General features: G+C 66.9%; 12 protein-coding genes. 6 read left to right on the top strand and 6 right to left on the bottom strand.

What is annotated here, in order from left to right:
• Positions 1-386: 386 nt before the first annotated feature.
• Complete coding sequence (locus tag H5V44_RS04740; protein ID WP_185191947.1) at positions 387-2,534, bottom strand: PAS domain S-box protein; 2,148 nt, start codon at positions 2,532-2,534, stop codon at positions 387-389.
• 328 nt (positions 2,535-2,862) lie between these two features.
• On the opposite strand from H5V44_RS04740, the gene H5V44_RS04735 reads away from it, so the two are divergent.
• Entirely contained in the window at positions 2,863-4,443 is a 1,581-nt protein-coding gene (locus H5V44_RS04735) for a long-chain-fatty-acid--CoA ligase (RefSeq protein ID WP_185191946.1), read from the top strand.
• A gap of 144 nt (positions 4,444-4,587) precedes the next feature.
• Entirely contained in the window at positions 4,588-4,992 is a 405-nt protein-coding gene (locus H5V44_RS04730) for a thioredoxin family protein (protein ID WP_185191945.1), read from the top strand.
• Positions 4,993-5,031: 39 nt separating this feature from the next.
• Here H5V44_RS04730 and H5V44_RS04725 read toward each other — a convergent pair whose 3' ends face one another.
• Positions 5,032-7,266 (bottom strand): thioredoxin domain-containing protein, encoded by a 2,235-nt coding sequence (locus tag H5V44_RS04725; protein WP_185191944.1) that lies wholly within the window; start codon positions 7,264-7,266, stop codon positions 5,032-5,034.
• A 116-nt stretch (positions 7,267-7,382) separates the two neighbouring features.
• On the opposite strand from H5V44_RS04725, the gene purD reads away from it, so the two are divergent.
• Both purD and H5V44_RS17770 read left to right on the top strand, forming a co-directional pair.
• The gene (gene purD, locus H5V44_RS04720) at positions 7,383-8,681 is read left to right on the top strand and encodes a phosphoribosylamine--glycine ligase (RefSeq protein WP_185191943.1); all 1,299 of its coding nucleotides are present in this window, start codon (positions 7,383-7,385) and stop codon (positions 8,679-8,681) included.
• 97 nt (positions 8,682-8,778) lie between these two features.
• Positions 8,779-9,396 (top strand): acyltransferase, encoded by a 618-nt coding sequence (locus H5V44_RS17770; RefSeq protein WP_394354500.1) that lies wholly within the window; start codon positions 8,779-8,781, stop codon positions 9,394-9,396.
• Here H5V44_RS17770 and H5V44_RS04710 read toward each other — a convergent pair whose 3' ends face one another.
• The 4 genes from H5V44_RS04710 to H5V44_RS04695 form a co-directional block, all read right to left on the bottom strand.
• A complete protein-coding gene (locus H5V44_RS04710; RefSeq protein WP_185191942.1) occupies positions 9,397-10,275 on the bottom strand; it encodes a mechanosensitive ion channel domain-containing protein in 879 nt (292 codons plus the stop codon).
• Positions 10,275-11,090, bottom strand: coding sequence for a diadenylate cyclase DacZ (gene dacZ, locus H5V44_RS04705; protein ID WP_185191941.1), 816 nt, complete (start codon positions 11,088-11,090; stop codon positions 10,275-10,277). Before dacZ ends, H5V44_RS04710 begins: the two co-directional genes overlap by 1 nt.
• A gap of 81 nt (positions 11,091-11,171) precedes the next feature.
• Positions 11,172-12,638, bottom strand: a complete 1,467-nt coding sequence (gene proS, locus H5V44_RS04700) for a proline--tRNA ligase (protein ID WP_185191940.1) — start codon at positions 12,636-12,638, stop codon at positions 11,172-11,174.
• 63 nt (positions 12,639-12,701) lie between these two features.
• Complete coding sequence (locus H5V44_RS04695; RefSeq protein WP_185191939.1) at positions 12,702-13,232, bottom strand: hypothetical protein; 531 nt, start codon at positions 13,230-13,232, stop codon at positions 12,702-12,704.
• Positions 13,233-13,366: 134 nt separating this feature from the next.
• On the opposite strand from H5V44_RS04695, the gene H5V44_RS17765 reads away from it, so the two are divergent.
• Both H5V44_RS17765 and H5V44_RS04690 read left to right on the top strand, forming a co-directional pair.
• Positions 13,367-13,498 carry a hypothetical protein gene (locus H5V44_RS17765; RefSeq protein WP_281381232.1) on the top strand — a complete coding sequence of 44 codons (132 nt, stop codon included), beginning with the start codon at positions 13,367-13,369 and terminating at the stop codon, positions 13,496-13,498.
• Complete coding sequence (locus H5V44_RS04690) at positions 13,495-15,408, top strand: beta-CASP ribonuclease aCPSF1 (RefSeq protein WP_185191938.1); 1,914 nt, start codon at positions 13,495-13,497, stop codon at positions 15,406-15,408. The genes H5V44_RS17765 and H5V44_RS04690 overlap by 4 nt, the downstream gene beginning before the upstream one ends.
• Positions 15,409-15,447: the final 39 nt, after the last annotated feature.

The following is a 15,447-nucleotide window of genomic DNA, read 5'->3' as shown; positions in this document are numbered from 1 at the left end:
GGCGTTCTTCGGATTCCGGTCACCCAATATCAGGACTCACCGGTTCGGAATCTTCGAAGTTAGGTGGTGGCGAATAGCTGAAGGAGTCGTCGTGTTCTATGAGTCGGTGTACCGCCGGTACCCGGGGTCAGACTGCCACGCGCTGCTCGTGCGGCCCTGCTTGATACGTTGATTTCTGCCGGAGCATCGGGAAAAACAAAGTCGTTTCGTGTGTGGATGACAACCAGAATTGAACTCCCAATGGAGCCTGTTACATCTCTCTATGCCTCGCAGTTGTACGCCAGTTCGTTCACACTGGTGTGCTGTATAGACGCCCCGTATCGATCACGGCGCTACTGACGGAGACCGAGTAGTTGGTGAGGCAGTTGCTGCATACGGGGCGCACATCAGTCACTCACCTTTTCTACACCGGTGATGTCAAACCGAGCGCCGCCCTCCGTGCTCTCGGTCACGCGTACCTCCCAGCCGTGCGCCTTCGCAATCTGCTCGACGATCCGTAGGCCAAACCCGGTTCCATCGTCTGCGGTCGAATATCCGGCTTCGAAAATCTCGTCTCGGGCGCTCGCAGGGATTCCAGAGCCCGTATCTGCCACGTAGAAGCCATCCTCCATCGCATTGATGCGGACAGTAACGTCGTCATCCCCGTGTTCCACGGCATTCCGATAGAGGTTCTCGAATAGTTCTCGGAGCTGACCCCGGTCGGCCTCAATGATCTCTGACTCGTCAACGTTGAGTGTCGCGTGGGCTGTCTCCGTGGTCTGCCAGCTTTGCTTCGCCACCTCTGCGAGATCAACAGGTTCGCTCTCATCTACCTGATCGCCCTCTCGTGCCAGCGTCAGCAGGTCGTCGATGAGGGCCTGACTCCGCTCGATCGCATCAACTGCCTTGGCGAGGTGGCCGTTCTCATCACCGCCTCCTGCCAGTTCAAGATGGCCCTCGGCCACGCCGAGTGGGTTCCGCAAGTCGTGGCTGACGATACTGGCGAACTCCTCCAAGCGCTCGTTCTGCGCCTCCAGTTCCTGTTCGTACTGCTTGTGCTCGGTGATGTCCCGAAGCACGCCGACCGACCCGTCGAATTCCTCACCATCGTACGGGAGGACACCCATATGATCCTCACAGACGATCGGGTCACCCGCACGGGGCTGTATCGTTACTTCGAACGTGACCGTCTCCGGCCCGTCGCTCGACAGCAACCGACCCAGGTGGTGCTCTGCCCGTTCGACGGAGTTGCCGTCTTTGATCAACGACGGCGTGTTTCCGATAATCGTCTCCGTGTCGTAGCCGACTAACTCCGTGAACTCCTCGTTGACGTACCTGAACCGCCCGTCTTCGTCAACTACGTACACCGCGTCACTGAGTGCTTCGATAACCGTCTCGTACTCCTGTAGTTCTCGTTTGCGCCGCTCGCGCTCGGTGACGTCCTGAAACTTCGAGAAGACCGACTCGACGGTTCCGTCGGCATCAGTCACTGCGCGGTTGTGCCACTCGCAGATCAGCGTCTCGCCGTCCTTCCGGACGTTGTCGTTGATTACTCGGCGCCCGCCGTCGGCATCAAGCAGACTCTCCACGGCGTCACCGACCCGTTCGCGGTCGTCGTCGGCCACGATCCGTTCCCACGGCTCGCCGTGTAGCTCCGCCTCACTGTAGCCGAGTATCTCTTCGGCACGGTCGTTCATCCGTTCGAACCGGAACTCCTCGTCCCACTGAATCGCCCCGAGCGGTGATTCCTCGAAAAACAGCGACAGTTCCTGTTCGCGTTCTTTCCGTTCAGTGATATCGTGGACAGCACCCCGAAGCGTGGTGACGTCGTTGCCATCGGTTGTTGGCGTTATAGTCACATCCACGAGCCGTTCGTCGTCGTCCAGCGTCTGGAGACGCCACGTGCCACGCGTCTGTTCGCCGGTCTCGACTGCTCGGGTAACGGTCTGTCGAACATCCGCCTGATCGTCCGGATGGTAGAGTTCGATCGCTTCTTCCAAACAGAGGTGAGCGTCCTCGGGTAAGCCGACGAGTCGGCGAGTGCCGTCAGTCAGTAGAAGATCCCCAGCATCAACGTCAATCTCGAATCCCCCGGTATCGCCGGCGAACTCCGTCAACCGCATCAGTTGCTCCTGTCTGTCGGCACGCTTGGACTCGCGTCGTGCGTCGACGGCGTTGCGGATCCGGTTGGCGAGCAGTTCGTACTGTTCGGTGCCGCTCTTCTTTTGGAGGTAGTCGGTGACGCCGGCGGAGATGGCGTCGCTGGCGACCTCCTCGCTTCCCTTCCCGGTAAACAGTATGAACGGAAGATCGGGGTAGTCCTCCCGAACGGCCTGCAGGAACTCCAGGCCATCCATACCGGGCATATTGTAATCCGAGACAATGCAGTCAGGTGGGCGGTCACCGAGGTGCTGCAGTCCCTCATCAGCACTGGTGGCCGTCTCAACGCTGAACTGATCGTCCTCGCGTTCGAGAAAGGTTGCCGTCAGATCAGTAATCGAAGGCTCCTCGTCGACGTGGAGGATTCGAATCTCTCGTTGCGCGCTGAGTCGCATTGCCTATTTTATGTGAGTATAATGGAAAAAAAGCTTGCGGGAGAATCAGAACGGGAACCGGCCGTCTCAGACCTCAGCGACCGGTTCAGAACTGACTGGGTGAAATTACTGACTCGCTGGTACTGATACTGTTGGCTATAACTACGTGAAGATTTTCGACACCCCGGGGTGTCGAAATCCTTCACGTGACTATAGCCGACGGTATGACTCCACCCTCTATATCCTGCACGTCATCTCGTGACGATATCACTAACCCGATGGTTGTTTCAGTAGCTCGGTAAGAGCCTGCGGAAGAATTTTATGGGTCACAGTTGCCTCTTGGCGTAGTATGCACCGACCGATGACGACACTCGACTTCCTCGATCGGGGAGTCGACGTCTACGGCGACGCCGTCGGCGTCGTCGCTCACGACGGCACCGAGTACACCTACGCCGAGTTCGGCGAACGTGTCGACCGCGCGGCCGCCGCGCTCTCCCAGCTCGGCATCTCGACGGGCGACCGCGTGGCGCTGCTCTCGCCGAACACCCACTGGTTTCTGGAGACGCTGTTCGCGATCAACGCCCTCGGGGCCGTCTCTGCGCCCCTCAACTATCGGCTCATCGCCGAGGACTACGAGTACATCCTCGGCGACTGCGAGGCCCGGGCAGTCGTCGCCGACTTCGAGTACGCCGACAAGATCGAGACGATCCGCGATCGGATCCCGGCCGAGGAGTTCGTCGCCAACCCGGCCGACCGCGTCGACGGCGAGTGGCACGACTACGAGTCGCTCCTGTCCGCGGCCGACCCCGAGGCCGTCGAGCGCCCCGACATCTCCGAGGACGACCCCGCGACGATCAACTACACGAGCGGGACCACCGGCGACCCCAAGGGCGTGGTCCGGACCCACCGCACCGAACACTGGCACGCGCTGATCACCACCCATCACACGGAGGTCGCCGACGACGACGCGTACCTCTGGACGCTGCCGATGTTCCACGTCAACGGGTGGGGGTATCCCTACGTCATCACCGGGGTCGGCGGGACGCACATCTGCCAGCGCCACTTCGATGCGGGAGGCGCCTTCGAGCGGATCCACGGCCGCGACGTGACCTACCTCTGTGGCGCGCCGACGGTGCTCAACCGGATGATCGACTTCTACGAGTCACACGATATCGCCGCGACCGGCGACAAGCCGGTCAGGATCGCGACCGCCGCAAGCCCCCCGCCCGAGGCCACCATCCGGACCGTCGAGGACGAACTCGGCTGGGACATCCTGCACGTCTACGGCCTCACCGAGACGGGGCCGCTGATCACGACCAGCAACTCGCCGCGGCGGATCGAAAGCGATGGCCGGTTTACGATCAAGACCCGGCAGGGCCACGCGATGCTCGGCACCGAACTGCGCGTCGTCGACGAGGACGGCGAGGACGTTCCGCCCGACGACGAGACGATGGGCGAGATCGTCGTCCGCGGGAACCAGGTTATGGACCGCTACTGGAACAAACCCGAACGGACGCGGGAGGCCTTCTCCGGCCGGGTCGAGGGGTGGTTCCACACCGGCGACTTCGCCACCATCGACGAACGCGGGATGGTGGGGATCAAGGACCGCAAGAAGGACGTCATCATCAGCGGCGGCGAGAACATCTCGAGCGTCGAAATCGAGGACGCGCTCTACGACCACCCCGAAATCGAGCGGGTCGCCGTGATCGGCGTCCCCCACGAGAAGTGGGGCGAGACGCCGAAAGCGATCGTCGTGCCCGCCGCCGGCGCCGACCTCACCGAGGAGGGCGTCATCGAGTTCGCCCGCGACAACCTCGCGCACTTCAAATGTCCGACTGTCGTCGAGTTCGTCGACGACTTGCCCGAGACCTCGACCGGAAAGATCCGCAAGGTCGAACTCCGGGAGTCCCACGGCGACCCCGTCGAGTGACGCGGTCCGGTCGGGCCGTCGGCGGCGTTCCACACGGAAGTCGTCGTATGGCCCGGTTTGCCCCGCCCGACGGCGAACGTTCCTCACGAACCCCTCCGCGCCGCCACCGCGGGGTTTACGCCCGGTGACGGCGTACAACCGGGTATGTCCGACTCAGACACCGGAACCGAAGCGACGGCGGGACGATTGGAGACGATGCGGCCGAACCCCGCCTGGAGCGCGGACGCCTACGAGGACGTCGTCGAAGCGCTCTCGGATGAGGGCCTCGTCTTCCGCGTGTGGGGCGGCGACTGGTGTGGCGACTGCCGCGGCCAACTGCCGGACTTCGGGGCCGCGCTCGACGCCGCGGGCGTCCCCGATGACCGGGTTCACCACTACCCCGTCGAGAAGGACGCCGGCGGGAGCAAGACCGGCCCGCTCGTCGAGGAGTACGGGATCGAACTGATCCCGACCGTCGTGGTCGAACGCGACGGCGAGGAGGTCGCCCGGTTCGTCGAGGCGGAGCGCACCCCGATCGCGGTGTACTTGGCCGAGCGGCTCGGCGAGTAGCGCCGGCGGTCTGAACTCCTCGGCCTCGGTCACTCGGAGTCAATCCGAATCGAACGGGAGATCGTCCACGTCGAGGTCGCCCCCGCTGCCCGCCGATCCGTCCGCGGAGGGCCCCTCCCCGCTCTCGAACCACGATAGCGCGTCCGGGACCGAGTGCGACGGCGGCAAACACGCACGGCCCTCGCAGACGTAGACTGTGGGTTCGTCGTCGCGCTCGGTCCGCCCGCGCCAGATCGGCGGCGCCTCGTCGAGCCCGAGCGTGTCGAGCCAGACGTCGAGTCCCGCCTCGGTCGGCGGCCGCGGCGCGAGGACCGCGTCGGGGACGTAGGTCGACGCCAGCGACGCCCGGATCGACTCCGGGAAGCCGGCACCGTCGCTGTCGGTCGTCACCACGACCTCGGTCGATCCGTGCGCCCGCTTGTGGGCCGCAAGCCCCAGCGAGGTGTGTTCGAGCGGCCGGCCGCGGATCCGGTCGGCGTGAGTGTCGAGGACCGCGTCGGCGACGTCCGCAAACTCCGAGGACGGCGAAAAGGCGTCCAGATCCAGGAGGAGCGACGCCGCGACGCCCGCGCTCGACGGCGTCGACTGGTCCTGGAGTTCCTGCGGCCGGGTGACGAGCGCCTCACCGTCTTCGGGAGTCAGATACAGCGTCCGTGCCCCGGCGTCGTAGAACGCCCCGACGATCGTCTCCGCGAGTTCGATGGCGAAGGCGAGGTGGTCGACGTCGCCGGTAGCGCCGTACAGCTCGAGGGCCCCGCGCGCCAGGAACGCGTGGTCGTCGAGGTAGCCGGTCCCCTTCACGTCGCCGCCCTTGTACCGCCGGGAGAGCCGCTTGGTTTCGGGATCCCAGAGGTGCTCCCGTACGAACGACAGGGCATCCGCGGCGAGTTCGACCTGGTCGTCGTCGCCGAGCACGAGCCCCGCCCTGGCGAGGCCCCGGATCGCGAGCCCGTTCCACGACGCGAGGATCTTCTCGTCGCGGGCGGGTCGAACCCGTTCGCTCCGGGCCGCGAACAGCGCCGCGCGGGCGTCGTCGAGCCGCTCGATGATCTCCGATTCCGGGCAGTCGTAATCGTCGGCCAGACTCGGAATCGATGCCGACACCGTGAGCACCGTCTTCCCCTCGAAGTTGCCGGCGTCGATCACCCCGAACCGGTCTTTCGCGATCGCGGCGGTGCGGTCGTCGTCGATCGCGGTGTCGACCGCCTCGGGCGTCCAGACGTAGAACTTCCCCTCCTCGCCCTCGCTTTGGGCGTCGAGGGTGCTGAAGAGGCCGCCCTCGGCGTGGCGGAGTTCCCGGCGGAGGAAGTTGGCGGTCTCGCGCATAATCCGCGCGTATCGGTCCCGGCCGGTCCGCCGGTACGCCGCGGCGTAGAGCGCGAGCAGTTCGCCGTTGTCGTAGAGCATCTTCTCGAAGTGGGGGACCGTCCACTCCCGGTCGGTGGCGTACCGGTGGAACCCCCCGCCGATCTGGTCGTAGACGCCGCCGGCGGCCATCGCGTCCAACGACGCCGTCGCCGCGGGGAGCGCGTCGTCGCTGTCGGTCGCCGCCGACGCCCGGAGCAGAGCGTCGATCCGCCACGGCTGGGGGAACTTCGGGCCGCCGGAGCCGAACCCGCCGTGTTCGCGGTCGGTCGCCCGGATCGCGGCGGTCGCGACGTTCCCCAGAATGTCGGCGCCGACATCCTCGGAACCGTCGGCATCGCCGTCGGTATCCGCCGTCTTGCCCCCGCTCGTCGGCGTCGACTCCAGCCGGTCGCGGAGCGCGTCGGTCCACTGGCCCGCTCTGTTCTCGATCTCCTCCCGATCGGACTCCCACGACGCCGCGAACGACCGGCAAACGTCGAGGAAGCCCGGGACGTTCCCGCGCTTGGGATCCTCGGTCTTCGGGAAGTAGGTCCCGACGTAGAACGGTTTCCCCTCCGGCGTGAGCCACACCGACAGCGGCCACCCGCCGCCGCCGGTCACCAGCCCGCAGATGGTCTGATAGACCCGATCGAGGTCCGGCCGCTCCTCGCGGTCGACCTTGATCGGGACGAACGAGTCGTTGAGCACCGCCGCGACCTCCTCGTCCGCGAAGCTCTCCTCGGCCATCACGTGACACCAGTGACACGCGGCGTAGCCCACCGAGAGGAAGATCGGGCGGTCGGTCTCCCGCGCCGCAGCCAGCGCGGCGTCGTCCCACGGCTGCCAGTGGACCGGGTTGTCGGCGTGCTGACGGAGATAGGGACTGGCCTCCTCGTCCAGCCGGTTCCGCGACAGTGGATCGTCCATACCTCCGGTACGTCGGCAGTACTGAAAAACAGCCGGCTGAGCGCGGCGGTCGGCGACGCTGTCGTCCCCTCGGCCGAACGGCAAGCTTTAGGCTGCGTTGGGAGTGCGTTCCGGGTATGAGTGAGTCCGAGACGGTAGTGCTCGTCGGCGGCGGCGGACGCGAACACGCGATCGCCCGGGCGCTCGCGGCCGACCCGGCGTGTGAGGTGTACGCGTGTGCCAGCAACCGCAATCCGGGGATCGCGGGGCTCGCGGCGGGGTTCGGGACGGTCGAGGAGACGGCCGTCGACGAGGTCGTGGCGTACGCGACCGACGTCGGCGCCGACCTGGCGGTGATCGGCCCGGAGGCCGCCCTCGAAGTCGGCCTCGCCGACGCGCTCGACGACGCCGGGGTGTACACCTTCGGCCCCGGCAGCGAGGCCGCCCGCATCGAGACCGACAAGGCGTTCCAGCGGGAGTTCATGCGGTCGGAGTCGATCCCGGGGTGTCCGGACTTCGCTGTCTTCGACGATATGGACGCGGCCTGCGACTACATCGACGACTACGACGGCGACCTCGCGGTCAAGCCCGCGGGGCTCACCGGCGGGAAGGGCGTCCGCGTGATCGGCGACCAGGTCACACGGCAAGAAGCGAAGGCGTACCTCCGCGACAGCGACTACGGCCGGGTGGTCTTGGAGGAACGGCTGGTCGGCGAGGAGTTCACCGTCCAGGCGTTCGTCGCGAACGGCGAGGTGCGGCCGACGCCCGCCGTCCAGGACCACAAACGCGCCTACGAGGGCGACGAGGGACCCAACACCGGCGGGATGGGAAGCTACAGCGACGCGGCGCCCGAACTCCCGTTTATGACCGCCGGCGACTACGCCGACGCCGTCGACATCCTCGAAGCGACCGTCGACGCCCTCCCCGAATACAAGGGGGTCCTCTACGGGCAGTTCATGCTCACCGCCGACGGGCCGAAAGTGGTCGAATTCAACGCCCGCTTCGGCGACCCCGAGGCGATGAACACGCTTCCCGTCCTCGAAACCTCGTTCCTCGACGTCGTGACCGCCGCCCGCGACGGCGAGGACCTCCCCCGACTGGAGTTCGCGGGCAAGGCGACCGTCTGCAAGTACGCCGTCCCGGAGGGGTATCCGACGGACCCCTCCTCGGGGGCGAAAATTGCCGTCGACGAGGATAGCGTCGGCGAGGCGCTGCTGTTCTACGCAAGCGTCGACGAACGCGAGGACGGCCTCTACACCACCACCTCCCGGTCGTTCGCGGTGGTCGGCGTCGCCGACTCGATCGCCGAGGCGGAGACGCGGGCGGACGACGCCCTCGCGGCCGCCGGCGACGGCCTCCGGGTCCGCCACGACGTCGGCAAGCCCGACCTCGTCGAGCGGCGGATCGAGCACATGGACGCCCTGCGCGGGGAGTGAACCGGCGAACGGAACTCCGGGGAGCCGGGATTGTGGACGACACCGGATCGATCCGCGGCCGGGCGGTATTTTATCCGCCGGGCGAGAACATAGAGCCGTGAGCGACGACGACGGGGGCGAGGGCCCGGCAAACGGCGGAATCGACGACAGCTCCGACGGCGGGAGACACGGCCGCGTGCAGCGCCACCCGACCCCGGGGCGGCGGAACTCGCTGCGGTACTGGACCGACGTCAAGCCGGTGTGGCGGGTGACGCTGAACTACCTCCTGGTGTGGATCGCCCGGATCGCGCCGTCGCTCCGCGTTCGAAGTTGGGTGCTCCGCCGGCTCGGCGCGACCGTCGGCGACGGGGTATCGTGGGGGCTGGAGGCGACTCCGGACGTCTTCTGGCCCGAACTGATCACGCTCGGCGACGACGTCATCGTGGGCTACGACTCGGTGATCCTGTGTCACGAGTTCCTGCAGGACGAGTACCGGACGGGCGAGGTGGTCGTCGGCGACCGCGCGATGATCGGCGCGAAGGCCGTGATCCTCCCGGGCGTCAGGATCGGCGCCGACGCGCAGGTGGCGGCGGACTCCCTCGTGACCCGGGACGTGCCCGCCGGCGCGACCGTCGCCGGCGTCCCGGCAAAGGAGATGGGCGGCGACGACCCCGCGTCGGCCGAGGCGGGACCGGACGGGTCGCCGCCGGACGACCCCGACGCCGCCGACCGCTGATCACTCCCGGATCCGGATCACGCCCGTCTCGAAGACGGCGCTGTTCGGGACGACGAACTCCTCGCCGTCGCGCTCGATGTGGGTGACGAACAGGGTCACTTCCTGGACGATCCCCCGGTGGTTCCCGATCTCGATCTCGTCGCCGATCGCGTAGGGCTGCTCCAACAGGAGGTACGACCCAGCGGCGGCCGATTTCAGTAAGTCCGAGAGCGCGAGCCCCCCGAGGAACACTATCGCGAGGATGTAGCCTGCGAGCAGCACCACCAACGCGAGCGTGGCGACGCCGAGTTGCGAGAGCGCGATCAGGACCGCCACGTAAAACACCGTGAACTTCGCGAGCCGGGGGAACACGCCGATCTCGGGGAGTTTGATGCCGGTGAGCCGCTCGCTGATCACGATCTGTAGCTTGTCGCCGACGACAACCCCCACAATGAGGATGACCAAAGCGAAGAACAGTTGCGGTAAGAACTGGACGGTGCGGCCCCAGAACCCCGAAGCGACGGTCACGTCGCCGACAGCGAGAATCCCGAGAAAGGTGACGCCGAGGACGAACAGCCGGACCAGCGAGCCGAGCACGTCGACGGTCGAGCTGCCGAACTCCCGGGCGGTCCGCTCGAAGGCCGTCCCCTCGACGGCGTCGGGAACGCCGAACCTGACGAGGAGCCGTCTCGTGAGTACGCCGAGGAGGACCGCGAGGATCACGCCGGCGACGGCGACGATCGCGCCGAGCCAGACGGCCCGCGGAACCGCGTCGAACAGGTCGGCGAGCGGACCGGTGTCGATCTGTCCGACCCGCCCGCTCCGGAGGCCCGGATCGATCGAGTCGGCGACCCCGACCGCTGTGCCGTGGCTCCCCGCCGCCGCGACCGTTCCGGTCATCAGTACTCCTCCGGATCGATCTCCAGGATGAGTTCACCGCCCTTGAACGCCCGGACGAGGCCGTCCGACTCGGAAAGCACGATCGCGGTGGCGTTGGTGTCGCGGGTGATTGCCGCGCCGGCCATGTGCCGCGCGCCCAGTCCCTTCGGGATGTCGACGCCCTCCGCGGCGGGCTCTAAGTACCGGTACGCGCTCGCAATCTTCCCCGAATCCGAGATCACGAACGCGCCGTCGAGCCGCGAGAACTCCTTGAGCATCACGTTCACGATCGGGTCGCCCACGTGAACGTGGGACTTCTCGAAGGGGTTGTACGAGAGGGGCCGCGATTTGTTCATCACCTTCCCGGCGTCGCCGACGACGAACAGCGCGCCGACGGGTTTCCCCTTCTGTCCCTTCTTGCCCAACTCGATCGCAACCTCGAAGACGTCCCGGATGACGCCGGGCTCGGCCCGGGAGTTCGCGAAGAGGTCGTAGATCCCCGACCGCATCGACTCGGTGACCCGGACCCGGACGACGCCGTCGGATTCGCCTCCGAACACCCGGACGCTGCAGGCGACGGCGTCCTCGGTCTCGACGAGGCCGCGCTCTAAGGCCCCCTCGATGCCGAACCGGATGCGGTCCCTGACGTTGTCGAACTCTAAGGGGAGTTCGACGTAGATCTCGGCGTCTGTGGCGTTCTCCGGGGCGACCACGATCAGGTCCTCGTCGAGATCCGCGTCGGCAAACTGCCGGTAGTGAGAACTACTGGGGGAGAAGAGCAACACCGCTTCGACGTCCGACACGACATCGCTTAGGAGATCCGATAACATCGGCATTGGTCGCCATACGCCATCGCCGCTGTAAAGCGTTGTGGGAACGTTCTCACGGTTGAAAACGGTGTGATCCGCGTCTGATGATTAGTACGACTTCGCGTAGTACGCGGTCTCGGTAGCGTCCTCGCCACAGACCGCACACTCCTCGCCGTGGTGGACTTCGGCGTCGGGGTCGTCCAGCGGCACCATCACGATCTCCGCGGCGATCTGGTCTTTGATCTCGGTTTCACAGGCCTCCTCGCCGCACCACGGGGCCTTGACGTAGCCGCCGTGTTGGCCGAGCGTTCCCAGGATCCCCGCGCGGTCCGCCGCCTCCCGGACGTTCGATTCGAGGTTCTCCTCGGCGGCGGCGTAGAGCTTGGCGTACACCTCGTCGAAGTGGTCTTCGACCGTCGCGGCGATCCCCTCGCGATCGACCTCGGTGGACTCGCCGTCGGGGCGGTGGACGACGGTGACGCTTCCGTCCGCGGTCTCGTTGGGGCCGACCTCCATCCGGAGCGGGACGCCCTTCAGCTCCCACTCGTTGAACTTGAATCCGGGGTTGCGTTCGTCGCGGTCGTCGAGTTCGACCCGGATCCCCGCCTCCGTGAGGTCCGCCTCGATCCCCTCGGCGTACGAAAGCACCTCGTCTCTGGTGTCGGCCTGCCAGATCGGGACGATCACGACCTGTTCGGGCGCCAGCGCGGGCGGCAACACCAGCCCCTGTTCGTCGGAGTGGGTCATGATCAGCGCGCCGATCGCGCGCCACGACAGCCCCCAGGAGGTGGTGTGGGCCAGTTGTGATTCCTCGTCTTCGTCGGTGTAGGTGATGTCGAACGCCTCCGCGAAGGAGGTCCCCAGGTAATGCGAGGTCGCACCCTGGACGGATTTCCCGTCGGGCATCAGCGCCTCGACGGTCGTGGTCGTGTCCGCGCCGGGGAACTTGTCGTGTTCGGGCTTGGCGCCGCGGAGCACCGGCATCGCGAGCAGGTCCTCGTAGGTGGCCTCGTACTGGTCGAGTCGGCGCGTCGTCTCCGCCCACGCGTCCTCGCGGGTGGCGTGGGCGGTGTGGCCCTCCTGCCAGAGGAACTCCTTCGTCCGGAAGAACGGTTTCGTCTCGGTGGCCTCCCACCGGACGACCGATGCCCACTGGTTCACCCGCAACGGGAGGTCGCGGTGGCTTCGGACCCACTGGGAGATGTAGGGGGTGATGATCGACTCGGAGGTCGGCCGGACCGCGAGCGGCTCCTCTAATTCGTCGTTGCCGGCGCGTTCGACCCACGCGACCTCGGGGTCGAACCCCTCGACGATGTCCTTCTCGCGTTCGAGGTAGCTCTCCGGGATGAAAAGCGGGAAGTAGGCGTTCCGGACCCCGGTGTCCTTGAACAGCCCGTCGAGGTGGGCCTGGATCCGCTCCCACACCTCGTACGCCCGGGGGCGCGTGACGATGAACCCGCTCATCCCCTCCGGCGCGTAGCTCGCGAGGTTCGCCTTCCGGACGACCTCCGCGTACCACTCGCCGGTGTCGTATTCCTTCGACTCGGTGATCCCGAGTTCCTGGTCGTCAGTCATTATCCAATCGGAACCCCACAGCGGTCTTAAATCCCCTGATGCCCGCGTTCGAGGCCGGCGCGCTCACTCCACGATATCGGCGGGGTCGACCTCGAAGGGGCTCTCGGTCTCCCGCCACGCCCACCCCGGCAGTCTGGTCTGAAAGCCCGCCGCCAGCGCCGCGTCGAGGTCGTCGATGCCGGCCCCGGCCTCGGCGTCGCCCCCGGAGCCGTTCGCGCCCTCCTCCGGCGGGTGCGTCGTCACGTCGGCGTAGTGGAACGTCGCCTGCGCGAGCAGCGACAACGGCGTTCCACCCGCGATCGCGGCGGCGAGTTCTCGCCCCAGCACCTCGTCGACCACGAACCCGGGGTAGTCGCCGTCGACGTCGAGATCGCGGAGCAGGCCGACGTACGCCGCGACGTTGACAGCGACGTCGCCATCGGCGAACGTCGTCGCGACCGCCTCGCGGTAGGCGCCCGGCTCAACCGGATCGACGGTCGTGTCGAACGCCTCGCCCAGGCGGTCCCGGGTATCGTTGATCAGCGGAACGACGACGTCCGCACGATCCGCGACCCATCGGGCCTCGCTCCTGACTCGCTCCGGGGTGAAATCCATACCACGCCGTCGGTGCCCAGCGGCTTCGGTTTTACGAACCTTTTTAAATATCCGCCCAATATCTCGGGACAAGCGGGTTCTCCCTACCGCTCCGACCCCCGGACTACCGGAGACAGTCGCGAGGCACCACGCCGATGGCTTCGCATACACCACCGCCGTTCGACCGTGTCGACGACGCCTCCGGACAGTCGGGGCCGCTCCGGGCGCCGGGGACCCCGATCAACCGTCCGTCGGCGGCGACCCCGGCGGATCGCTCCAAGGTATGAGTTCAGTAGACACGCAACTCGAAGATCTGCAAGCAGAGATCACGGCGGAGCTGCCGCCCGACATTTCGGTCTCGGACGTCACCTACGAGGGCCCGGAACTGGTCATCTACACCCGGGATCCCAAGCGGTTCGCCCGGAACGGCGACCTGATCCGCGACCTCGCGGGGAAGCTCCGAAAGCGGATCACCGTCCGGCCCGATCCGACCGCGCTGGCACCGATCGAGGAGGCCAGAGCGCGGATCCACGACATCGTCCCCGACGACGCCGGCGTCACCGACCTCTACTTCCACGAGAACACCGGCGAGGTGGTCATCGAGGCCGACAACCCCGGAATGGTGATCGGCAACCGCGGCGCGACCCTCCAGAAGATCACCGCCGCCGTGGGGTGGACCCCCGAGGTCGTCCGGACGCCGCCGATCGAGTCCGCGACGGTCTCGAACGTCCGGGACTTCCTCAAGAACGAACGCGACGACCGTCGGCAGATTCTCGAACGCATCGGCCGGCAGATCCACCGCGAGGAGCTCTCAAACGACGAGTGGGTCCGGATCACCTCCCTCGGCGGGTGCCGCGAGGTCGGCCGGACGTCGTTCGTCCTCTCGACCGCCGAGACGCGCGTGTTGGTCGACTGCGGCGACGACCCCGGTACCGGCGAGGGGCCCCACCTCGAGATCCCCGAAGCGCTGGGTGCGGGTGCGAACTCCATCGACGCCGTCGTGCTGACCCACGCTCACTTGGATCACTCGGCGTATCTCCCGGTGCTTTTCGACCGCGGCTACGACGGGCCGGTCTACACCACCGAGCCGACCCGGGACCTGATGGGCCTGCTCCAGCTCGACTCCCTCGACCGCGCGGAAAGCGAGGGGCGGGCCCCACCGTACGGTTCCGAGCGGGTCCGGGCGGCGATCAAACACACGATCCCCCTGGAGTACGGCGACGTGACCGACATCGCGCCCGACATCAAGCTGACCCTCCACGACGCGGGCCACATCCTCGGGAGCGCGGTGGCGCACTTCCACATCGGCGAGGGCCTCTACAACGTGGCGTTCTCCGGCGACGTCCGGTACGGCGACACCCGGCTGTTCGACGGCGCGGTGAACGACTTCCCGCGCGTCGAGACGCTGGTGATGGAATCGACCTACGGCGGCCGCAACGACTACCAGACCGACTGGGGCGACTCCGAGCGGAAGCTGACGGATCTGATCTCGGCGACCCACGACCGCGGCGGGACGGTCCTGATCCCGACCGCCGCGGTCGGGCGGCCGCAGGAACTGATGCTCGTCTTAGAGGAGGCGATGCGCGAGGGGTCGATCCCCGAGCTTCCGGTCTACCTCGACGGGATGATCTGGGAAGCGACCGCGGTGCATACCACCTACCCGGAGTTCCTCCGGGACGACCTCGCGGACCGCGTTCTCGACACGGACGACAACCCCTTCCTCGCGCCGGCCTTCGAGCGCGTCGAGGGCGGCGACGACGGGCGGGCCGACCTCGCGGCCGACGGCCCCGCGGTCGTTCTCGCCCCCTCCGGGACCGTCACCGGCGGGCCGATCGTGTCGTGGCTGCGGCATCTCGGCGACGACCCCGACTCCCGTCTGGTCTTCGTCGAGCACCAGCCACGCGGGACTCGCGGTGGGCGCATCCAGGCCGGCCGGACCGAGATCGACGTCGGCGGCGAGGGCGCCGCCGAGACCGTCGACCTCGAACTCGGCGTCGAGACCCTCGACGGCTTCTCGGGGCACGCCGACCGCCAGGGGCTGGAGAACTTCGTGCGGACGATGCGGCCCCGCCCGGAGAAGGTGCTCTGCGTTCACGGCGACGAACGGGCGGTCCAGGACCTCTCCTCGGGGCTGTACCACGATCACAACCTCCGGACGTTCTCGCCGAAGAACCTCGAGACGTTCCGGTTCCGATAGCGGATCGTCGGTCGGTATCACGGCTGAGAACCGAGCCAC

The sequence above is a fragment of the Halobellus ruber genome (genome assembly GCF_014212355.1).
Classification (GTDB): domain Archaea; phylum Halobacteriota; class Halobacteria; order Halobacteriales; family Haloferacaceae; genus Haloquadratum; species Haloquadratum rubrum.
The sequence above is the reverse complement of the archived record's forward strand: the minus strand, read 5'-3'. Positions and strand labels throughout refer to the sequence as shown.

Coding starts and splice junctions, on each gene's coding strand:
- H5V44_RS04740 (WP_185191947.1), bottom strand. CDS start 2,534: ATGCGACTCAGCGCGCAACGAGAGATTCGAATCCTCCACGTCGACGAG.
- H5V44_RS04735 (WP_185191946.1), top strand. CDS start 2,863: ATGCACCGACCGATGACGACACTCGACTTCCTCGATCGGGGAGTCGAC.
- H5V44_RS04730 (WP_185191945.1), top strand. CDS start 4,588: ATGTCCGACTCAGACACCGGAACCGAAGCGACGGCGGGACGATTGGAG.
- H5V44_RS04725 (WP_185191944.1), bottom strand. CDS start 7,266: ATGGACGATCCACTGTCGCGGAACCGGCTGGACGAGGAGGCCAGTCCC.
- purD (WP_185191943.1), top strand. CDS start 7,383: ATGAGTGAGTCCGAGACGGTAGTGCTCGTCGGCGGCGGCGGACGCGAA.
- H5V44_RS04710 (WP_185191942.1), bottom strand. CDS start 10,275: ATGACCGGAACGGTCGCGGCGGCGGGGAGCCACGGCACAGCGGTCGGG.
- dacZ (WP_185191941.1), bottom strand. CDS start 11,090: ATGCCGATGTTATCGGATCTCCTAAGCGATGTCGTGTCGGACGTCGAA.
- proS (WP_185191940.1), bottom strand. CDS start 12,638: ATGACTGACGACCAGGAACTCGGGATCACCGAGTCGAAGGAATACGAC.
- H5V44_RS04695 (WP_185191939.1), bottom strand. CDS start 13,232: ATGGATTTCACCCCGGAGCGAGTCAGGAGCGAGGCCCGATGGGTCGCG.
- H5V44_RS17765 (WP_281381232.1), top strand. CDS start 13,367: ATGGCTTCGCATACACCACCGCCGTTCGACCGTGTCGACGACGCCTCC.
- H5V44_RS04690 (WP_185191938.1), top strand. CDS start 13,495: ATGAGTTCAGTAGACACGCAACTCGAAGATCTGCAAGCAGAGATCACG.